Source organism: Streptomyces sp. NPDC002181 (assembly GCF_042890485.1).
Lineage (GTDB): Bacteria > Actinomycetota > Actinomycetes > Streptomycetales > Streptomycetaceae > Streptomyces.
In genome coordinates this window covers 13,247-32,945 of record NZ_JBIASC010000024.1, presented here as the reverse complement: position 1 = coordinate 32,945, position 19,699 = coordinate 13,247, and the positions used below count along the sequence as shown (strand labels likewise).

Sequence of the window (19,699 nt, the reverse complement as noted above, 5' to 3'; positions counted from 1 at the left end):
CCCAGATCAAGTGGGGCCTGGACTACATGAACTCCCGCTACGGCAGCCCCGTCGGCGCCTGGAACTTCTGGCAGACCCACCACTGGTACTAAGCCACCAGTGACCGCCCCACCCCACAGCGCGGGCAGCGGACAGCGGACGCACACACGGAAGACGCTCGGCCGGACCCCCGGCCGAGCGTCTTCCGCGTTCTCCGCCCGCTTCCGCGACTTCGACGACGCTCCTCAGGGGGCGGCCGGCTTCCAGTCGCGGGCGAGGAGTCCGAGCAGGACTTCGTCCATGAACTCGCCGAGCACCCAGGCCGAGGAGCGCAGCACGCCCTCGCGGACGAAGCCGTTGCGCTCGGCGGAGCGCAGCATCGCGTGGTTGTCCGACAGCGTCTCGATCTGGAGCCGCTGCATACCGCGCACGACGAACCCGTAGTGGCACAGCACCGCGACCACGTCGGTGCCGTAGCCCTTGCCGCGGGCCGCCGGCAACAGCCCCAACCCGATGTGCGCGGAGCGGTTGTGGTTGTCGATGCCCCACAGGTTCGCCATGCCGACCAGGGTGCCGCCCTCCCACTCGACCACGGAGAACGTCACGCGCCCCTGGTCCTCGGCGTCCACGGAGAGTCGCGAGTCCTTCGCATCGGGTGAGACGGGCCGCCACGGCGTGGCCTCCGACCGCGAGCCGTTGACCACGTCGTCGTAGAGCTCCGCCCGCAGGATCGGGAAGTCTTCCTCGTGCCGGGCCCTGAGCCCGACCTTGTCGCCCTTCAGCATGAAGGCTTCCTATCGGACCGGGCCGGCAGGCGGCAAACCAATAAGACACGTCAACGGACCGTCGGGGAAAGGGGTGTGGCACCGCCGCCGCCCCGATCGTGTCCGGGTGCCTCCCGCGTCGGGGCGAGTGGTGGAACGCTCCAAGACCGGCTCGTGATCATTGTCGTGGGCAGGACCACGGATCGGGCCCGCGCCGCAACAGACTTGCAGGGCGCGGCGGCCCGACCGGCCGCCGCGGCCCTGTTCCGGCGAACCAAGGACTTGCCATCGTGAACGAGCGCGTACTCACTCCCCGCAGTCGGGGATTCCTCTTCCTCGACTCCCACCCGGCAGGGTGCGCGCAGTCGGTCGCCGACATGTGGGAGGCCTGCCCCGCACCCGCCCCCGCCCCCGACGGCGTACCGGAGGGCGACGGGCCGGTGGCTCTGGTCATCGGTTCCTCCGCCGGATACGGCCTCGCGGCCACGCTCGCCGGACTCAAGCGCGCCGGCATCCGCGGTATCGGCGTGTCCTTCGAGAAGGGCCCCACCGCACGGCGTACGGCCACCGCCGGCTGGTACCGCACCGCCGCCACCGCGGACCTCGCCCGCGCGGCCGGGCGGGACCTGGTCCTCCTCAACGGCGACGCGTTCTCCGACGCGATGAAGGACCGGGTCGCCGACCTCGTCGAGCGGCGTTTCGGCGGCCGGCTGGACTACCTGGTCTACTCGGTGGCCGCGCCCCGGCGCACCGACCCCGCGACCGGGACCACGTACGCCTCCGTCCTCAAGCCGATCGGCCTGCCGGACCGCACCAAGACCCTGGTCTTCGACGAAGAGGGTGTTCCCGAGGTCCGCGAGGTCGAGACCGGGCCGGCGGAGGGCGACGACGTGGAGCAGACCGTGGCCGTGATGGGCGGCGCGGACTGGGAGCGCTGGATCGACCACCTCGCCGGACGGGGCCTGCTCGCCGAGGGGTTCGCCACCGCGGCGCTGTCGTACATCGGCTCACCGCTCACGGCGGCGATCTACCGGCAGGGCACCATCGGGGCTGCCAAGGCCCACCTGGAGACCACCGCCCGCACCCTGAACGAGCGGCTCGGCAAGACGGTGGGCGGGCGGGCCGTGACCTCCGTCAACGGGGCCGCCGTCACCCAGTCCTCCACCGCGATCCCCGGGATCGCCCTGTACACCGGCCTGCTGCGCGGCGTCCTCGGCGACGGCCTCGTCCCGCCGATCCGCCAACTCGCCGCCCTGTGGGACCAGCTCACCGGCGCGGCCCCGCTCGGCCTGGACGAAGAGGGCCGGGTCCGCCTGGACACGTGGGAACTCGAGGACGGGGTGCAGGCCGCCGTCGCCGAACGCTGGAAGACCGCCACCACGGCCACCATCGCCGATCTGGCCGACCTCGACTGGTTCCGTGCCGAGGTTCGGCGCCTCTACGGATTCTCCGTGCCCGGCATCGACTACACCGCCCCGGTCGTGACCGACGTCCCCTGGCCCGACCCCACCGGCTGAGTCCGAGGAGGTTCGCCGGTGGTGCGCACGCGGGTTCAGGAACCGAACGCGAGCAGGCGCCGGTCCTCCGTACAGGGCGGCATTCGGCCAGTCCTGACGTGAAGTCTTGACGGCGGCGGGGCGGTTCAGTTGACTCACGCGGTGTCTTGTCCGGTGGTGTAGACCTCGGAGGCGCATCGTGAGTACCGCACGCGTGACACCGGCCCGGCGCCGGCTCAGAACCGCCCTTCTGGGTGTGGCCGGCGTACTCGCCGCGCTCCTCCCGCTGACACAGGCCACGGCCACGGCCGCCGCCGGGGAACCGCCGCCCCCGACGGCGGTCGACCGTTTCGAGGGTGAGATCCCCTTCGCCGGACCGCCCGCCGAGGGCCTCTTCACCTGGGGTGCCGACGGCGACGACCAGCCCCGGCTGGAGCTGCGGGAGCGCGCCGACGCCCCCGAGGGCACGAAGGTCCTGCACGGCAGTTACGACATCAGCGGCTGGGGCGGCTACACCCACGACTTCGCGTTCGACCGGCCGGCCCACGACTGGAGCGCCCGCGGGGGCATCCGCTTCTGGTGGTACGGGCAGAACACCGCGCCGCTGCCGCCCGGTTCGGGACCCCGGATCCACTTCGAGCTCAAGGACGGCGGAGCCAACGGCGAGGCCTCCGAGCTGTGGACGACCTCCTTCACGGACGACTGGCAGGGCTGGCGCCTCGTCGAGATCCCGTTCTCCCGCTTCGAGTACCGGACCGACTACCAACCGGTCGGCGGCATCGACCAGGTGCTCGGCCTGACCGCGATGTGGGGCTACGCCTTCACCTTCCCGGTCGGCCGCGCGGGCGAGTTCATGCTCGACGGGGTGGAGGTGTACGGGGTGGCCGACCCGGTCGTGCAGACCAAGGTCGTCACCGATACGACCGTTCACCCTGTGAAGGAAGGCGGTTCGGCCGACGTACGCGTCTCCGTGGCCACGACCGGCTCCGGACCGCTCGCCGAGCCGGTGACCGTCGGCTACTCCACCGAGGGCGGCACGGCGACGCCCGGAGCCGACTACAAGCCGGTGGCCGGCACCCTCACCTTCCCCGCCGGGACCCCCTCCGGCACCTCCCGTACCGTCACCGTCACCACCGCCAAGGACCGCGACGGCGAGACCGCCGAGACCGTACCGCTGAAGCTGACCGTGACCGGGGCCCGGCCGCCCGCCGAGGACCCCCTCGTCGTGATCGACGCGCACGGGCTCCCGTACCTCGACCCGAAACTGCCCGTGAGCAAGCGGGTCGCGGACCTGCTCTCCCGCATGACCCCGCAGGAGAAGGCCGGGCAGATGACCCAGGCCGAGCGCAACGCGCTGGGAGCCCCGGGCGACATCGCGGCGTACGGTCTGGGCTCGCTCCTGTCCGGCGGCGGCTCCGTCCCCAACCCCAACACCCCGGAGGGGTGGGCGAACATGGTGGACGGCTACCAGCTGCGCACCCGGGCGGCCCGCCTCCAGATCCCGCTGGTCTACGGCGTGGACGCCGTGCACGGCCACAACAACCTCGTCGGGTCGACGATCATGCCGCACAACATCGGACTGGGCGCCTCCCGAGACCCGGAGCTGGCCGAGCGGACCGGCGCGGTGACCGCCGCCGAGGTGCGGGCGACGGGCGTCCCCTGGGACTTCGCCCCCTGCCTGTGCGTGACCCGCGACGAGCGCTGGGGCCGCTCGTACGAGGCCTTCGGCGAGGACCCGGCGCTGGTCACCGCGATGGAGACGGTGATCCGGGGCATGCAGGGCGCACCGGACGGCCGGGACCTGGACCGCCCGGACAAGGTGCTGGCCACGGCCAAGCACTACGCGGGCGACGGCGGCACCGCGTACGGCTCCTCCACCACCGGCTCCTACACCATCGACCAGGGCGTCACCCGGGTCACCCGGCAGGAGCTGGAGGCGGTGCACCTGGCCCCGTTCCGGGAGGCGGTCAAGCGCGGAGTGGGGACGGTCATGCCCTCCTACTCCTCGGTGGACTTCACGGACGACGACGCCGGCCCGGTGAAGATGCACGCCAACGCGGAACTGATCAACGGCGTGCTCAAGGACCGGATGGGCTTCAAGGGTTTCGTCATCAGCGACTGGCAGGCCATCGACCAGATCCCCGGCGACTACGCGAGCGACGTCCGGACTTCGGTGAACGCCGGTCTCGACATGATCATGGTGCCGAGCGCGTACCGGGACTTCCACCGCACGCTGCTCGGCGAGGCGGCCGCGGGCCGGATCCCGCAGGCGCGGATCGACGACGCCGTGGCACGGATCCTCGAACAGAAGTTCAAGCTGGGCCTGTTCGAGAAGCCGTACGCCGACCGTTCCGGCCTCGGGGCGGTCGGCTCGGCCGAACACCGGGCGGTGGCCCGTGAGGCGGCGGCCAAGTCCCAGGTCCTCCTGAAGAACGAGGGCGGCCTGCTGCCGCTGAAGCCCTCGCAGAAGGTGTACGTCGCCGGATCCAACGCGGACGACCTGGGCAACCAGGCGGGCGGCTGGACGGTGAGCTGGCAGGGCTCGCCGGGGCGGAACACGGTGGGCACCACGATCCTGGAAGGCATGCGGAAGGCCGCCGCCTCGCCGGAATCGGTCACCTACTCCAAGGACGCGAGCGCGCCGACGGCCGGGTACGACGTCGGCGTGGTGGTCGTCGGCGAGACCCCCTACGCGGAGGGCGTCGGTGACGTGGGCAACGGCCACGACCTCGAACTCTCCTCGGCCGACAAGGCCGCCGTGGACCGGGTCTGCGCGGCGATGCGGTGCGCGGTGCTCGTGGTCTCCGGGCGCCCGCAGCTCATCGGCGACCGGCTCGACCGGATGGGCGCGCTCGTCGCGTCCTGGCTCCCGGGCACCGAGGGCGACGGGGTCGCGGACGTGCTGTACGGCAAGCGGGCGTTCACCGGACGGCTCCCGGTCAGCTGGCCGAAGTCGCAGGCGCAGCTGCCGATCAACGTGGGCGACGCGGCGTACGATCCGCAGTTCCCGTACGGCTGGGGCCTGACCACGCTCGGAGCGCCCCCGCGGGGCGGCGAGCCGGCCCTGCGCGCCCTGGCGATCGCCGCGGCGGCGGTCGAGCGCACGACCGGGGCCGGTTCGCAGGCCGGCCGTGCGGTGGCGGACCGGGCCCGGGCCATCGCCGCGCAGCGGATCGGCGGCCGCTTCACCGAGGCCTCGGCCCGGCCCTTCGCCGAGGCGGACCACCTGCTCCTGACCGGCGACCTGACGGGGGCCGTGGCCGACTTGACCACGGCCTTCCGGGCGGCGCCCCGGTAGCGGGACGAAGCCCCCGCGCCCGGTGCGCGGGGGCTTCGGTCGCGGGGCTTCGGGTTTCACGGGGCAGGGGCGTCCGGCCGCGGCTCAGCGGTCGTCCGCACCGTACGGGGACGCCGTCGCGGTCGCGGTCGCTCCGCGGTGCCTGATGTTGACGGCCGAGGCCTTGGCCAGGGTCACGGGGTCCAGGAACCGCAGCGGACCGATCAGGCGTTGTGAGAACAGGTGCATGTGCCGCGCCACCGACGCGTCGCGCGCCGCCGCCGAGAACACCAGCCGCTCCACGGGGTTGAACGGGCGGGCCCGGGCGAAGTCGGCGGCCATGGACTGGTGACCGCGCAGCCGGCGCCGGTGCTTGCGCGCGTACGCCCCGAGCGACGTGTCGAGGTCTGCGCGACCGGCCGCGGCCGTGGCGACCGCCTCCGTCAGCCACTGCGCGGACTCCAGGGCCCACCCGCACCCCACGCCCCACAGGGGATCGCTGGTCAGGGCGGCGTCGCCGATGAGCGCGATGCCCGGTGCGGTCGGCTTGCGGCTGTGCAGGGGGTAGTCGACCGTTCCGATGATCTTCGTGATCCGTTCGGCGGAGTCGATGGGGGGTGCCTCGGGCAGGGCCCGGACGAACGCGTGGAAGCTCTCCTCCAAGTCCTCCCGGAAGGCCGGCAGCCGCTTCTTGTCCGGGAGCACCGCGAGGACCGTCACCCCGTCGTCGTTCGGGAACGCGTACGCCATGTCGGGTTCGAGGAACCAGGTCTGGCCGATCCCTCCGTGCAGCGGGAGGTTGCGGAAGTGCGCGAGATACCCGAACCGCGCGTTCTCGTACCGCCGGTCCGCCACCCCGGCCAGCTTGGCCACGGCCGAGTCCTTGCCGTCGGCGCCGACCACCAGACGGGCCCGGATCTCGCGCTCGCCCTGCCGTGTCGAGGCGCGGACCCCCACGGCCCGGCCTCCGGCCCCGCGGACCAGCCCGGTCACGTGGTGGCCGAGGAGCAGGTCCACGCCGGGGGTCTGCTCCGCGCGCGACCGGATCAGCGGGTCGAGGACGCTGCGCCGGACGTTGTACGCGTACGGCAGCTCGGGGCCCGCCGCGGCGGCCCTCGGCTCGATCCATCCCCAACGGGTGTACCAGCGGGCGTGGTTGCGCACCGCTCCGGCCTTCTCCAGGGCCGGGACGAGGCCCAGCTCGTCCAGCACCGGGTAGGCGTTGGCCGTGACGGAGTGGGTGCAGAGCACCTTGTACGCCTCGGGGTCCGAGCGGCGTTCCAGCAGGGCGACGCGGACGCCGCTCCGAGCGAGCAGGATCGCCGCGGCGCTGCCGGCGAGGCTGGCTCCGCAGATGGCGACGTCGTAGTCGTACCCCACGTCGTGTCCCGCGCTCTCAGGCTTGGTCATGCGCTGATTGCTCCCTTCGGTGGTGCTGTCAGGCACATGACCAATGGTAGGGAGGCGTGGTTCCGATGGCTTGGACGCATTTGACCTTGACACGATGACAAGGTCTTCACTGTGGCCGAGGAGGTGGTTCGATGACCACGGCGGACCAGGACATGAAGACGAACGCGGACGAGAACGAGAACGAGGACGCGGACGAGAACACGGCAGCGGGGGGCGCTCTGGGTGCGCTGGACGACGCACGCCCGTCGGTGCGGCTGCGCGCGGCGCTGGCGATCGGCTCGACCCCGGACCCGCGCTCCGTCGGGAAGCTCGTCGAGCGGTGCGCCGTCGAGCCCGATTTCTCCGTGCGCGAGATGCTGACGTGGGCGCTCACCCGGCACGCGCCGTCCTTGACCGTGGCGCCGCTCGTCGATGAGCTCCGGTCCGAGGTGTCGCAGGCGAGGAGCCAGGCACTGCACACCCTGTCCAAGATCGGCGACGGGCGGGCCTGGCCGGCGATCACGGGGGCGCTGCTGTCGGACGCCGACGACGAGGTGGCCCGCAGCGCCTGGCGGGCCGCGGTCGTACTCGTACCGGAGGGGGAGCGGCCCCGGCTGGCCGCGGCGCTGGCGGCGCAGTTGGGGCGGGGCGGGCGCGAGACGCAGCTGAGCCTGAGCCGGGCGCTGATCGCCCTCGGCGAGGCGGCCGCGGAGCCGGCCCTCGGCCCCGCGACGACGGACCCCGACCCCCGCGTACGTCATCATGCGATGGCCACGCGGCGGCTGCTGCGCGATCCGGAATCCGGGTTCGAGTACGCGATCGAGGAGGCCAAGCGCGTCGCGGCCCTGCAGGACCAGCCGGGAGGAGCGTAGTCGGTGTTGATCGGAGAGGTGGCCAGGCGGTCCGGGGTCAGCGCCCGCATGCTCCGGCACTACGAATCGCTCGGCCTGGTGAGTCCGACGGGACGCACCGGGTCCGGGTACCGGGAGTACTCCGGCGAGGACATCCGGCGGATCTTCCACATCGAGAGCCTGCGCTCCCTGGGCCTGTCGCTGCGCGATGTCGCACGGGCCCTGGACGACCCGGGCTTCCGGCCCTCGGAACTCGTGGACGAGCTCATCCGCACCACACAGGAACGCATCACCGCCGAGACGGCGCTCCTCACCCGGCTGCGCCGGATCGGCGCCGCGGAACCCGACGGCTGGGAGGAGGTGCTCCACACCGTCGCGCTCCTGCACGCCCTGGGCTCGGACAGCCCCGGCAAACGCCAGAGCGCGGCCCTGGCGTCGGCGGAAACGAGGCCGCTCCCGGTGGAAGCGCTCGTCGAGGCGGCACTCGGCGAGACGGATCCGAACGTCGCCGGAGCCCTTCGCTGGGCCGTGGCCCGATCGGGCGACGGGGCGCTGGAACCGCTGGCGCAGGGCCTGGCCTCACCGGTGGCCGAGGTGCGGGAACGGGCCGTCCGCGCGATCGCCGAGATCCCGGGCGACGGGGCGACTGCCCTCCTGCGGACCGTCCTCACGAGCCCCGACGCCGGGGTCCGGGGGCAGGCGGCCCTCGCGCTCGGGGCGCAGGGGGTCGCCGACGCGATCCCCGCCCTCATCGACATGATCGTCGAGGGGAGGAACGACGTCGACGCGGCCGACGCGCTGAGCGGGCTGGCGAGCCGCCCCGCACTGGCCGACCGGATCGCCGGCAGACTCGCGGCCCGTCTCCCCCCGGGGCCGGCCGCCGCGCCCGTGCGCCGACGGCTGACGCAGGCGCTCGCGGACGTCCCGGGCGCAGCGGCCACCCGCGCCCTCACGGACCTGGCCCGGGACGAAGACCCGGCCGTCGCCCTGACGGCGGCGTACGTCCTCACCCTGCGCGGTGACCGCTGAGGCCGGTACGGCCGGCCCGCGAGAGAGCCTCGCACCGTGTGGTAACAGCTGTTACCATCGGGGCATGGTGAAAACACAGCTGGGCGCCCGCGTCGACGCGGACATCGCGGAACTGGCCAAGAAGCGCGCCGCCGACCTCGGCTTGAGCATCGGCGACTACCTCGCCCGCCTCGTGCAGGACGACGCCAGCGGACTGCGGGCCCGGTCGGTGGACGCCGCCGCCCGCTTCCTGGCCGAGCACCAGAGCGTCTTCGACGAGGCCGAGGACGCGCAGCGGGCCGCCCCGGGGGCGCGTGCCGCCTGATGGAACCGCACATCGACGTCGCCTGGATCCTCCAGGTCGCCGAAGCGGCCGGGGTGGGCGATCCGGCCCCGGACGACTACGGCGTGCCGGTCTCGGCAGTCGCCCGCCACCGGGCCGAGCTGTTCGAGCAGCCGCTGTACGACGGCCCGTACGCCAAGGCGGCGGCCCTCGTCCACACGCTCGGCCGCTGCCGCTGGCTGGAGCGCTCCAACATGGCCGTCGCGGCGGCCACGGGCGTCATGTACCTCGAAGCCGCGGGAATCCGCGTCAAGCCCACCCGTGAGGACGCGATCGCCCTCAGGGACCTCCTCCTCAGCCCCGCCTGCTCCGCCGGGCGGATCTCCGCGCTGCTGCGCTCCTGGCCCACCGCCACCTGACCCTTGCCGGCCGGCCGCTGCCACGGACCGCTGCCACGGACCGCCGCCACAGGGCCGCCGTTCGCCGCCGAGCGGGTCACAGGCTCGCCAGCAGGTTCTCGAGCGGGGCCGGGACCTGTCCGGGGCGGAGGCTCTCCACCAGGAGGCGGCCGTAGCGGATCTTGCGTCCCTTCTTCGTGCCGAGGAAGCGCCGCAACTGCTGTTGCCGGGGCCGGCCGAGCTGCGCGGGCTGGCGCAGGAAGGTCTGCCAGGCCCGCACGTCGCCCTCGACCCGGATGATCTCCTCGACCGCCGTCGCGCCGAGCGCGCGGATGAACTCGTCCTCCAAGTCCGCGGCGCACACGAAGAACTCCCTGCCCCCCGCCCCGGCCCGCTCCAAGCCGCGCTCGTAGTACGGCCGCTCCCTCTCGTCGCACAGCCCCGTCAGGCGCAGGCCGAGGCCGGGCGGCCCGAGGAGCCCGGCGTAGCGGCCGACGTTCATCGCCCCGCCCATCGGCACGAGGCCCACTCCTTCGGCGGCGAGGTCGCGGCCCCGCCGTGCCGCGAGCGCCTCGACGGCGGCCAGGTCGCTCAGCCCTTCCAGCAGCACCGCCGTCCGCAGCCCCAGCCGTACCGCCAGATCGCCCGCCGGTCCGCCCGGACCGCCCGCGGCCCAGCCGCCGACCGCCTCCCGGAACGCCCCCATGTCCTCCATGGGGCGAGTCTGCACGTCCCGCGCCCGGTGCGACACGCAATATCCCCGCGCGCGGGCTCCGCGTGCCGGCCCGGGGCTCCTCCCACCAGGGGGGACGTCCACCTCCCACCAGGGTGGGCGTCTCCCTACCACCACGGTTGTATTTCGCGCGCGAACGCCGTTCATCTCGCGCCCGTCGCGAACCGGAGGTCACCGGGAAGCGTGGTACCGGCGAACACACCGGCATGCAGGCGTAGTTGGGGGAACTCGGGTGGGAATCGCTTCAAGGGTGAGAACGGCGGCACTGGCCGCCGCCGTGACCGGGACACTGATCACGGGGGCGGCGTCGGCCGGCGTGCAGCCGGCGCACGCCGCGAGCGCCACCGCACAGGACAGTGGGAAAACACCGGCCGGTCCGTCGTCCCGGACGGCGCCGGCCAGGACGTCCGCCAAGGCGCCGGCGACCGTGACACTGATCACCGGCGACCGCGTCGTCGTCGGCGGTGACGGCCGTGTCGGCGACATCGTGCGCGGTGAGGGCCGGGAGGGGATCGTCTTCTCGGTGCGGACCGAGGAGGGGCACACGTACGTCATCCCGCAGGACGGCCTCGCCATGATCGGCGAAGGCGTCCTCGACCGGCGGCTGTTCGACGTCGCCCGGCTGGTCGAGGACGGCTACGACGACGCGCACCGCGACACCCTGCCCCTGATCGTCGGCTACCGGCGCGACGGCGCCGCCGTGGGGGCCTTCGCCACCACCCCCGACGCGCTCGCCGGGGTCGCGCGCGAGCGACGCCCGCTGCCCGCCGTCGACGGCGAGGCCTTCCAGGTGCCCAAGTCCGGTACCCAGGCCCTCTGGTCGGCGGTCACCGGTCGTACGTCCGCCGCCCGTACGCCGGGCGCCGCCGGCCCCGCTCCCGCGGCGCCCATCGCCCGAGTGTGGCTGGACGGAAGGGTCCACACGGCCCTCGACGAGAGCGTGCCGCAGATCGGCGCGCCCGCCATGTGGGCCGCCGGCTACACCGGCGAGGGCATCAAGGTGGCGGTCCTCGACACGGGCGTCGACGAAACCCACCCGGACCTCAAGGGCAGGGAGACGGCGCAGCGGAACTTCAGCTCCTCGCCCGAATCCGGGGACGTAGCCGGGCACGGTACGCACGTGGCGTCCACCCTCGCCGGCTCGGGCGCGCAATCGGGCGGTCTCTACAAGGGGGTGGCGCCCGGCGTGCGGATCCTGGACGGCAAGGTGCTGGACGACGACGGCTTCGGTTCCGAATCGAGCATCGTCAGCGGTATGCAGTGGGCGGTCGACCAGGGCGCGCAGGTCGTCAACATGAGCCTCGGGGCCCAGGACTCCCCGGGTGTCGACCCGATGGAGGAGGCCGTCGACCGCCTCTCCGACAAGGCCCTCTTCGTGGCCTGCGCCGGCAACGAGGGCGACAAGGCCGGCACGATCCGCTCGCCGGGCAGCGCCCCCGCCGCGCTGGCGGTCGGCGCGGTGGACAAGCAGGACCGGCTCGCCGACTTCTCCAGCCGCGGCCCGACGGCCGACGGGGTCACGAAGCCGGACGTGACCGCCCCGGGCGTCGACATCACCGCCGCCCAGACCACACAGAGCCCCTCCTTCCCGCCGGGCAACGGCTACGTCTCCATGAGCGGCACCTCGATGGCCACCCCGCACGCCGCGGGCGCCGCCGCCCTGCTCCTCCAGCAGCACCCGGCGTGGAGCGGCGCCCGGATCAAGGCGCTGCTGACCGGATCGGCCGAGCCCGGCCCGGGACTCAACGCCTTCCAGCAGGGCGCGGGCCGGATCGACCTGGAACGGGCCGTGACCGCGGCGGTCGTCTCCGAGCCCGGCGCCCTGTCCTTCGGTACGCAGTCCTGGCCGCACGCCGATGACGAGCCGGTCGCGAAGGCGCTCACCTACCGCAACCACGCGAGCGTGCCCGTCACGCTGCGGCTGACCGCGAGCGGAACCGACCCGGCGGGCAACCCGGCCCCGGCCGGGATGTTCACCGTCAAGGACGCCGAGCTCACCGTCCCCGCGGGCGGCAGCGCGCAGACCACCGTCACCGCCGACACCCGCCGGGGCACGGTCGACGGGGCGTTCGGCGGTACCGTACTGGCCACCGGGGAGGGCCAGTCGGTGCGCACGGGCCTCGTCGTCGAGCGCGAGGTGGAGTCGTACGACCTCACCCTGCGGCACACGGGCGGCACCGGGCCCGATCCGCTGTCCTTCTACGCGACGGTCACCAGCACGGGCACCGACACCAGCGAGCGCTTCGACTTCCCGAACCACCCGACCGGCGTCGTCACGCGGCGGCTGCCCAAGGGCGACTACCAGCTGGAGAGCTTCGTTCTCGGCCCCGACAACCGGCTGGCCGTCTTCGTGCAGCCGGTGGTGAAACTGACCGCGAAGACCACGATCACGCTCGACTTCCGCCAGGCGAAGCCGTTCGCCATCACCGCCCCGGATCCGGCCGCACGGCTGGTCAGCGCCACCGTCGGATACGAGGACGGTGCCGCGAGGGTGGGCAACGTCTGGTTCACCGACGGACAGACACGGATCCTCACCGCCGCACTGGGCCCGGCCGGCGCCGATCTGCGCGCCCAGTACAACGGGGTGTGGAAGAAGCCCGGTGCGGCGGGCGAGAAGACGGACTACCGGCTCGCCTTCCACCGCAAGGGCAGCTGGTTCACCGGACTCAAGCGCACCGTCACCCGGGCGGACGTGGCCGAAGTGAAGCTCGGATTCGGCGCGTCGGTCAGCGGGGCGAAGGGGCGGATCCGGGTGACCCCGACCGACGCGGACGGCTTCGGCGTCGGCACCTGGGACCCGGTCGACCAGGACGCGCCGCTGACCGCCACGCAGTACGTCAGCGCCGCCGGCGTGCGCTGGTCCTGGAGCGCCTCGCAGGTCAGTGCCCAGGGCGAGGAACGCATGATCTACTCCGAGGGCCCGGTGGCCTACGAGCCGGGCGCGCGCCGGACGCTGGACTTCAACACCGGCGTGGTCGGGCCCGATCTGGGGGCCGGGAACGACCAGCCCGCCGACCGGAGCGGCGATTACGTCAACTCCCGGGTCCAGCTGTTCAACGACGGCGCCGGCCACTCGGGCTCGTCCGTGACCACAGGGGGCTTCGCCCGGCTGGAATCCGGCGGCCGGATCATCGCCGAGGGGCAGCCCGGCGACTGGCTGAGCGCCGAGGTCCCGGCCGCCTCCGCGCCGTACCGGCTGAGCATGGAGGCGAGCCGCTCCGCCGAGGACACGTCGACCAGTACGAAGGTCGCCGCGGTCTGGACGTTCACCTCGGCCCGCCCGCCCGGCGACGAGCCGGTCCGGCTGCCCCTGTCGACCGTACGCCTCTCGCCGGAGCTGAGTCTGAGCGGGACCGCCCCGGCGGGCGGCACCCTGAAGGTGCCGCTGGTGTTGGGCGGAGCGGCGGCGGCGCCCGGTCAGCTGGCCGCGCTGACCGTCGAGGTCTCGTACGACGACGGCGCGACCTGGAAGCCGCTCACGGTGAGGACCGACGCGAAGGGGGCCCGCTCGGTGAGCGTGCGCCACCCCGCGGCGGCCAGGGCCGTGTCCTTCCGCGTGAACCTGAAGGACAAGGGCGGCAACACCGCGCAGGAGACGATCACGAACGCCTACCGGCTCACCGCACACTGACCCGCCCGGCCGCGGCCCACCGGCCGCCCTTCCGCGGAGCCCCCGGACACCGTCCGGGGGCTCCGCCCGTCACCGCGCGACCTCGCCCGCCCCCCACCGCGTGCGCGAAGGATCTCCGGCGGGGAGGATGAGGATCGTGCGGGTCAGAGGGATTGGGAAGGCGCCGGAGCAGGTCCTCGCCCTCGCGGCCATGCTCTTCGCCGTCGCGATGATCTTCGTGGATCAGACGATCGTCAGCATCGCCGCCCCCAGCATCGTCGAAGAGCTCGGCCTGTCGTCATCCGGCATGCAACGCGTGGTCAACGCGTACCTGCTGGCGCTCGCCGCGTGCTTCGCACTCGGCGGGCGCCTCGCCGACGTCCTCGGGCACCGCCGCGTGGTGGTGACGGGCACGCTGCTGTTCGTCGTCTCCTCCGTGCTGTGCGGCTCCGTGCCCTCGGGCGAAGCCGCCCAGAGCTGGCTCGTCGTCTTCCGCGCCACCCAGGGAGTGGGCGCGGCGCTGGTGTTCCCCGCCGCCCTCGCCGTGGTCGTTTCCGTCGTGCCCGTCGGCAAACGCGGCCGGGCCCTGGCCCTGTTCTTCGTGCTCGCCGGCGCGTTCACCGCCCTCGGGCCGCTCCTCGGCGGCTGGCTGACCTCCTGGACCTGGCGGGCCATCTTCTGGATCAACGTCCCCGTGGCCCTCGTCGCGCTCGTCCTGACCGCCCGGGCCCGCATCCCCGACCCCCGCAAGCGCGAACGCCTCGACGTGCCGGGCGCCGTACTCGTCGCCACCGGGATGGCGCTGAACGTGTTCGGGATCCAGCAGTCGTCCACCTGGGGCTGGACCAGCCCCGCCACCTGGGCGTGCGTCATCGGCGGACTCCTCCTCCTCGCCCTCTTCTGCCGGTACGAACTGCACACCGAGGAGCCGCTCATCAAGCTGCGCGTCTTCCGCGACCGGGCCTTCACGGCCGACACCCTCGTGCTCTTCTTCTCGATGCTGGCGTTCGTCCCCGTGATGTTCTTCGCGTCGGTGTACGCGCAGACCTCGCTCAGCGCCTCGCCCCACCAGGCGGCGCTCTACGTGCTGTACTTCTTCGCCGGGTTCGGCCTCTCGGCCCAATGGGGCGGCCGGATCCTCGACAAGCACGGCGCCCGGCCCACGATGAGGCTCGGCACCGCGCTCGGCTGCGCGGGATTCGCCCTGTGGGCGTGGAAACTGACGGACCTGTCGGCCCATGACCAGTGGCCCTACGCCTGCATGGCCGGGGCGGGCATGGGCCTCGTGCTCTCCCCGGCCTCCACCGATGCCGTGAACCGGGCGATCGGCGCCTCGTACGGGGAGGTCACCGGCGTCACGCAGACCGTGCGCAATTACGCGGGAGCCCTGGGAATGGCGGTCTTCGGCACGCTCCTCACCCACGTCACGACCAGCCGCGTCGAGCAGACGCTCACGGCGAAGGGCCTGCCCCCGCAGGCGGTGCCGGGCGCGGCCCGCGGCATCGCGGAATCGGTCATCGGCCACCCGGACGACCGGGCGCCGACCGGCGACGGGCCGACCGCCACGCTGATGCGGAGCTCCTTCGAGGACGTACACATGGACTTCGCCCGGGCCAACCAGTGGGTGTTCTACGGGATGGCCATCGCACTCGGCCTGGCATGGCTGTGCACCTTGCTGCACCCGGGCACGCGGGTGACGGGCGATGCCACGGAGACGGAAGAGGCCACACAGGAGGGAACCCGTCCCTGAACCCGCGCGTCACGGGCGGCGGCCGCGGGATGCCCGCCGAGCGGAGACGGCGATGTACGCCCCGAAGCAGATCGCCCAGATGACGCTGGGCCACGCGGCGATGCGCTCGAACAGGCCTTGGACGTAGGGGTCCGGCCTGAGCCCCGTGAGGGTGGCCGAGACGATGGACGTGACCCCGCACAGGATCCCCGTCGTGCCCCAGTACCGGTGCGCCTGCCGGACCATGCCCCCCAGCAGCAGCACTCCCGCGGCTCCGCAGAAGAAGCACGTTCCGGCGGACAGCAGGTGCACCGCCGGACGGAGGTTGTACGGATTGAAGCCGGTCGACACGAGGCCGGCTCCGCTGACGCCCAGGAGGGCGAACGCCAGGTTCCGCAGGCGGTCCGGGGGGAGGACCGCGGCATTGAGGACCGCGCCGAGGATGAGGCAGAAGCCTCCGACGATCCAGGCGATGTCGGCCGCCTCGTGCCAAGGAGAGCAGAAACGGAATCCTCCGACGCGACCGCAACGGGTCACGCCGAGCGCCGAGATGATGTGGTCCACCGGGTTCTGGCTCGAAGCACGGGGCAGGACGACGGCGTTGTTCACCACGAAGATCTGGGCGAGGGAGGCCCACAGGACGCCCCCGGCCGTGAGCCTCGTCGAAGCCGTGAAGGTGAGTTCGCGCATGCCGCCTGTGCCTTCGGGGGTCCGCTGTGAGCCGTACGGGGCCGCGTGAGCCAGTATGTCCCGCCCGGGCCGGAGCGGGACCGACTCGCGTCGGCGAGTCCCGGGCCGCGTCGCCTCCATCGCCGTCGGCCGGCAGGACGGGCGGGTGGCGGTGGCGGGGAATAGGGTGGAGGTGTACGTCCTGCGCTCACCCCAGGCTGCACCGGCCGCCCGCGTACGGGCCCGGTGAAGGACCAGCCCAGCAGGGGCTCCGGCGTGCAGCCGGCCGCCCGTGGGCGGGCCCAGGGACTCCACCCGTGTGGCCGTGCGCCCGGTAGACCGCCCGGGGCCGGACCCACCCGTCCGGGAGGATGACCATGACCCGCCACTTCCGACGGCGGGCGCTCGCCCCGCTCGCACTGCTGTCCGCACCCGCGCTGGTGCTGGTGGCCGTCGTTCCGGCCGCCGCGCGTCCGGCGGCTTCCGCTTCGGCGTCGGCTCCGGCGGCGTTGCCGTCGATCTGCCACGGTCTGACCCAGGGCAACGATCCTTACCACGTGGGGTGCCGGGAAGGCTATCGCCAGGGTTCGAGCTCGGGCTTCCGCGACGGCAAGCCGCCCATCTGCCGAAAGACCCTTACGCCGCTGATCCCGCCGAACCCCACCGACTTCGTGCGGGGCAAGGCCGAGGGGTACACGTACGGCTACAACCAGTCGTTCGCGACGTCCGCGGCAGCCAACAGGGCCGCCTGCGCCGCCATGAACCAGCCGCAGCCCAAGCCGCCGGCTCCCCAACCCCCGGCACAGACCCAGCAGAGCATGGCCGCCGCCGGTCAGGCCGCCGGCGAGGCCTGGGGACGCGAGGAGGGCAAGGCATGCGTCACGGCACGCACCAACGCCCGCCTGATCCCGCCGAAGACACCCGACGCGCTGATCCTCGCCTACCAGAACGGCTACGCCGTCGGCTACGACACCGCATACGACGAGGCGTTCCGCCAGAACTGCATGAACAAGTAGCGCACCCCCACGAGCACCCGGTCCGCCGTGAGCCGGACCCGGCTCAGTAGGTGACGGTGATCCTGCGTGTCAGACCGTCCACCCGGACGCGCCCTCCCACGGGAACCACGAGCTGGGGGTCGGTGTGGCCCAGGTCGACGTCGAACACCACCATGGTGTCGGGGGCGTACTCCCCGAGGGCCCGCAAGACCGCCTCGCGCTGTCGCAGGCGGAACCGGTCCCTCTCCCGGGCGCCGAGCGGGTTCTCGAACGACCAGGCCTTGGCCCTGCCCACCAGGAGCGCGGGGAACTGCCGGAGCAGCCCGCGCTCGCCCATGCTGCGCAGGATCCAGTAGACCTCTTCGGCCCTCGGCATGTCCTCGGAGGTCTCCAGGAACAGCACGTTGCCCGCGTAGGCCTCGACGGGCAGGACGGCACGGTCCGCCATCAGCAGCCAGGAAATGATCTCCAGGTTGCCGCCCCAGCCGATCCCCTCGACCACGCGGTCGCCGTTGTGCCAGATCCAGCCGTCGGCGGGCTCCATCGCGGGTTCGGAGTCGAAGGTACGGGGGTCCTCCCAGCTCCGGTTGACGTCCCCGAAGGCACCGGCCGGGGTGAGCTCGTACTCGCCCGAGGTGAACAGCGCCGCCCTCAGCGAGGCCTCGGTCAGCGGGTTCAGCGCGCCGGGCCGCCCGAGCTCGACCATCACCGAGCCGCCGTGGTACCCGACGATGCCCGCGTTCCGCAGGAACAGGAGCAGGTTGGTGTTGTCGCTGTAGCCGAAGAAGGGCTTCGGATGGGCCCGCAGGAGGTCGCTGTCGAGGTGGGGCAGGACGGTCAGCTGGTCGTCGCCGCCGATGCTGGAGATCACCGCCTTGATGTCCGGGTCCGCGAAGGCCGCGTGGATGTCCGCGGCCCGTGCCTCGGGGGTCGCGCCCATCGTGCGGGTCGTCGGGTACTCCACGGGCTTCAACCCGAAGTCGTCCCGGAGCCTGCGAAGCCCCAGTTCGTGGGGCAGGGGGAAGAGGCCGGGCAGACCGGACGAGGGGGACAGCACCGCGACCCGGTCACCGGGACGGGGCTTCGGAGGATAAACGGGAGTCGTCATCGGATGATCTTAGGAACCGGTGGCCCCGTTCCCACAGCGGGTTTCGCCGGCCGGGCCGGGCGGCGGCCGCCAGGGTGCCTCGGCCATACTCGCCCCCATGCGCCCGTCGCCGTCCGCCGCCGTCCCCGAGCCGATCTCGGCCGATCCGCCGTTCACGACGGACCGGCCGCTGCTCACCCAGTCGTGGCTGGACCTGGCCTTCGTGCACTGGGCCGCCGATCCCGCCGACGTGGCCCCGCTGCTGCCCGCGGGCACGGCGCCGGACGTGCTGGACGGGGTCACCTACGTGGGCCTGGTGGCGTTCCGCATGCACGAGGTCGGCTGGTTCCGCCTGCCCGGCGTCCCCTACCTGGGATCCTTCCCGGAGACCAACGTCCGTCTCTACTCGGTCGATGCCCAGGGCCGGCGCGGGGTGGTCTTCCGCTCGCTGGACGCATCCCGGCTCATCCCGGTGGCGGTCGGACGCGCCGTGTTCCGCCTCCCGTACGTGTGGTCGAGGATGAGGATCCGCCACGACGGCGACACCGTCACCTACACCAGCAGCCGGCGCCTGCCCGGCCCGCGCGGCGCGCACAGCCGGATCGCCGTGCGCATCGGCGAGCGGCTCGCGGAGCCGACGGCCCTGGAACACTTCCTGACCGCCCGGTGGGGCATGCACACCCAGGCGTTCGGCCGGCCGCTGTACCTCCCCAACACCCACCCGCGCTGGCCCCTGCACCGAGCCGAACTCCTCGACTGCCGGGAAGACCTGGTCGCCGCGGCCGGCCTGCCGACTCCGGCAGGTCCGCCCGCGAGCGTCCTGTACTCCCCGGGGGTTCCCGTCCGCTTCACCGCGCCGGCCCGCCCGGGTGCAGAGTCGTCACTGCGGTGAACTCGCCCGCCCACTCGGGTGAGTTCCGGGCCCGTGCCCTGTCGGCGGGCACCGCGGGCGGCTAGACATCTGGTCCGGCCGTCGTGGCCGTTCCCCAGCACCCCTTTTCCGCCGACGGAGAGAAGGCCCTCCATGAACCACCGCCTGCGTCACCTGACCGCCACCCTGGCCGCCGGCGCCGCTCTGGCCCTCGCCGCGGCGGCACCCGCCGACGCGCGCCCGAGCGGTGTCGACAGCCATTGCGGGAAGTACATCTGTGTCATGACCGCGCACCACAACCGTTTCGTCCAGGACATCACGGTGGAGACCCGGGACGGGCTGAAGGGCACGCTGCGTTCCTACTGGGGCGATTTCCGCAGTGCGAAGGTGAACGCGGCCTCGCACCGGTGGGCGGTGGGCTACGAGCAGAAGAAGGCGAAGCTGGTGTGCGGCGGGCTGGAGCGCGACGGCCGGTCCATCGAGGACGGCATCTGCGTCACCATCTGACCATCTGACCGGCGTGCCGGCGTGCCGGCGGGCGGAGCGGCCCGCTTGGCCGG

The 19,699-nt window shown here is 73.0% G+C and carries 16 protein-coding genes and 1 pseudogene; 12 read left to right on the top strand and 5 right to left on the bottom strand.

Annotation, left to right across the window (positions count from 1 at the left end):
• Positions 1–92, top strand: a pseudogene (locus ACFYXV_RS33840) (lytic transglycosylase domain-containing protein); the annotation flags it as partial.
• Between the two features lie 132 nt (positions 93–224).
• Here ACFYXV_RS33840 and ACFYXV_RS33835 read toward each other — a convergent pair.
• A complete protein-coding gene (locus ACFYXV_RS33835; RefSeq protein WP_389385025.1) occupies positions 225–764 on the bottom strand; it encodes a GNAT family N-acetyltransferase in 540 nt (179 codons plus the stop codon).
• Positions 765–1,033: 269 nt separating this feature from the next.
• Here ACFYXV_RS33835 and fabV point away from each other — a divergent pair, with 269 nt between their 5' ends.
• Together fabV and ACFYXV_RS33825 are read left to right on the top strand one after the other, a co-directional pair.
• A complete protein-coding gene (fabV, locus tag ACFYXV_RS33830; RefSeq protein ID WP_389385024.1) occupies positions 1,034–2,260 on the top strand; it encodes an enoyl-[acyl-carrier-protein] reductase FabV in 1,227 nt (408 codons plus the stop codon).
• A gap of 178 nt (positions 2,261–2,438) precedes the next feature.
• Entirely contained in the window at positions 2,439–5,537 is a 3,099-nt protein-coding gene (locus tag ACFYXV_RS33825; RefSeq protein ID WP_389385023.1) for a glycoside hydrolase family 3 N-terminal domain-containing protein, read from the top strand.
• An 84-nt stretch (positions 5,538–5,621) separates the two neighbouring features.
• Here the strand turns inward: ACFYXV_RS33825 and ACFYXV_RS33820 are convergent, their stop codons facing one another.
• Complete coding sequence (locus ACFYXV_RS33820) at positions 5,622–6,926, bottom strand: NAD(P)/FAD-dependent oxidoreductase (protein ID WP_389385022.1); 1,305 nt, start codon at positions 6,924–6,926, stop codon at positions 5,622–5,624.
• Between the two features lie 131 nt (positions 6,927–7,057).
• Between ACFYXV_RS33820 and ACFYXV_RS33815 the strand changes: the two genes are divergently transcribed.
• The 4 genes from ACFYXV_RS33815 (at position 7,058) to ACFYXV_RS33800 (ending at position 9,466) form a co-directional block, all read left to right on the top strand.
• Positions 7,058–7,777 carry a HEAT repeat domain-containing protein gene (locus ACFYXV_RS33815; protein WP_389385021.1) on the top strand — a complete coding sequence of 240 codons (720 nt, stop codon included), beginning with the start codon at positions 7,058–7,060 and terminating at the stop codon, positions 7,775–7,777.
• Positions 7,778–7,780: 3 nt separating this feature from the next.
• Complete coding sequence (locus tag ACFYXV_RS33810) at positions 7,781–8,785, top strand: HEAT repeat domain-containing protein (protein ID WP_389385020.1); 1,005 nt, start codon at positions 7,781–7,783, stop codon at positions 8,783–8,785.
• Between the two features lie 64 nt (positions 8,786–8,849).
• Complete coding sequence (locus ACFYXV_RS33805) at positions 8,850–9,089, top strand: hypothetical protein (RefSeq protein WP_385475239.1); 240 nt, start codon at positions 8,850–8,852, stop codon at positions 9,087–9,089.
• The gene (locus tag ACFYXV_RS33800; protein WP_385475241.1) at positions 9,089–9,466 is read left to right on the top strand and encodes a fic family toxin-antitoxin system, toxin component; all 378 of its coding nucleotides are present in this window, start codon (positions 9,089–9,091) and stop codon (positions 9,464–9,466) included. Before ACFYXV_RS33805 ends, ACFYXV_RS33800 begins: the two co-directional genes overlap by 1 nt.
• Positions 9,467–9,542: 76 nt before the next feature.
• On the opposite strand, the gene ACFYXV_RS33795 is transcribed toward ACFYXV_RS33800, so the two are convergent.
• Positions 9,543–10,160 carry a TOPRIM nucleotidyl transferase/hydrolase domain-containing protein gene (locus ACFYXV_RS33795; RefSeq protein WP_389385019.1) on the bottom strand — a complete coding sequence of 206 codons (618 nt, stop codon included), beginning with the start codon at positions 10,158–10,160 and terminating at the stop codon, positions 9,543–9,545.
• A 445-nt stretch (positions 10,161–10,605) separates the two neighbouring features.
• Between ACFYXV_RS33795 and ACFYXV_RS33790 the strand changes: the two genes are divergently transcribed.
• Positions 10,606–13,809, top strand: a complete 3,204-nt coding sequence (locus ACFYXV_RS33790; RefSeq protein WP_389385018.1) for a S8 family peptidase — start codon at positions 10,606–10,608, stop codon at positions 13,807–13,809.
• Positions 13,810–13,936: 127 nt separating this feature from the next.
• The gene (locus ACFYXV_RS33785; RefSeq protein WP_389385017.1) at positions 13,937–15,538 is read left to right on the top strand and encodes an MFS transporter; all 1,602 of its coding nucleotides are present in this window, start codon (positions 13,937–13,939) and stop codon (positions 15,536–15,538) included.
• 9 nt (positions 15,539–15,547) lie between these two features.
• Here the strand turns inward: ACFYXV_RS33785 and ACFYXV_RS33780 are convergent, their stop codons facing one another.
• A complete protein-coding gene (locus tag ACFYXV_RS33780) occupies positions 15,548–16,207 on the bottom strand; it encodes a DUF998 domain-containing protein (RefSeq protein WP_389385016.1) in 660 nt (219 codons plus the stop codon).
• Between the two features lie 356 nt (positions 16,208–16,563).
• Here ACFYXV_RS33780 and ACFYXV_RS33775 point away from each other — a divergent pair, with 356 nt between their 5' ends.
• Positions 16,564–17,202 (top strand): hypothetical protein, encoded by a 639-nt coding sequence (locus tag ACFYXV_RS33775; RefSeq protein ID WP_385475251.1) that lies wholly within the window; start codon positions 16,564–16,566, stop codon positions 17,200–17,202.
• Positions 17,203–17,245: 43 nt separating this feature from the next.
• Here ACFYXV_RS33775 and ACFYXV_RS33770 read toward each other — a convergent pair whose 3' ends face one another.
• The gene (locus ACFYXV_RS33770; RefSeq protein ID WP_385475253.1) at positions 17,246–18,289 is read right to left on the bottom strand and encodes a S66 peptidase family protein; all 1,044 of its coding nucleotides are present in this window, start codon (positions 18,287–18,289) and stop codon (positions 17,246–17,248) included.
• 97 nt (positions 18,290–18,386) lie between these two features.
• Between ACFYXV_RS33770 and ACFYXV_RS33765 the strand changes: the two genes are divergently transcribed.
• Both ACFYXV_RS33765 and ACFYXV_RS33760 read left to right on the top strand, forming a co-directional pair.
• The gene (locus tag ACFYXV_RS33765; protein ID WP_389385015.1) at positions 18,387–19,160 is read left to right on the top strand and encodes a YqjF family protein; all 774 of its coding nucleotides are present in this window, start codon (positions 18,387–18,389) and stop codon (positions 19,158–19,160) included.
• Between the two features lie 132 nt (positions 19,161–19,292).
• The gene (locus tag ACFYXV_RS33760) at positions 19,293–19,646 is read left to right on the top strand and encodes a hypothetical protein (protein WP_385475257.1); all 354 of its coding nucleotides are present in this window, start codon (positions 19,293–19,295) and stop codon (positions 19,644–19,646) included.
• The last annotated feature ends 53 nt before the right edge of the window (positions 19,647–19,699 follow it).

Bases quoted from the DNA above. Each gene is read 5' to 3' on its own strand.
- ACFYXV_RS33820 (WP_389385022.1), bottom strand. From the start codon at position 6,926: ATGACCAAGCCTGAGAGCGCGGGACACGACGTGGGGTACGACTACGAC.
- ACFYXV_RS33760 (WP_385475257.1), top strand. From the start codon at position 19,293: ATGAACCACCGCCTGCGTCACCTGACCGCCACCCTGGCCGCCGGCGCC.
- ACFYXV_RS33795 (WP_389385019.1), bottom strand. From the start codon at position 10,160: ATGGAGGACATGGGGGCGTTCCGGGAGGCGGTCGGCGGCTGGGCCGCG.
- ACFYXV_RS33780 (WP_389385016.1), bottom strand. From the start codon at position 16,207: ATGCGCGAACTCACCTTCACGGCTTCGACGAGGCTCACGGCCGGGGGC.
- ACFYXV_RS33835 (WP_389385025.1), bottom strand. From the start codon at position 764: ATGCTGAAGGGCGACAAGGTCGGGCTCAGGGCCCGGCACGAGGAAGAC.
- ACFYXV_RS33800 (WP_385475241.1), top strand. From the start codon at position 9,089: ATGGAACCGCACATCGACGTCGCCTGGATCCTCCAGGTCGCCGAAGCG.
- ACFYXV_RS33785 (WP_389385017.1), top strand. From the start codon at position 13,937: ATGAGGATCGTGCGGGTCAGAGGGATTGGGAAGGCGCCGGAGCAGGTC.
- ACFYXV_RS33805 (WP_385475239.1), top strand. From the start codon at position 8,850: ATGGTGAAAACACAGCTGGGCGCCCGCGTCGACGCGGACATCGCGGAA.
- ACFYXV_RS33775 (WP_385475251.1), top strand. From the start codon at position 16,564: ATGACCCGCCACTTCCGACGGCGGGCGCTCGCCCCGCTCGCACTGCTG.
- ACFYXV_RS33770 (WP_385475253.1), bottom strand. From the start codon at position 18,289: ATGACGACTCCCGTTTATCCTCCGAAGCCCCGTCCCGGTGACCGGGTC.
- ACFYXV_RS33765 (WP_389385015.1), top strand. From the start codon at position 18,387: ATGCGCCCGTCGCCGTCCGCCGCCGTCCCCGAGCCGATCTCGGCCGAT.
- ACFYXV_RS33815 (WP_389385021.1), top strand. From the start codon at position 7,058: ATGACCACGGCGGACCAGGACATGAAGACGAACGCGGACGAGAACGAG.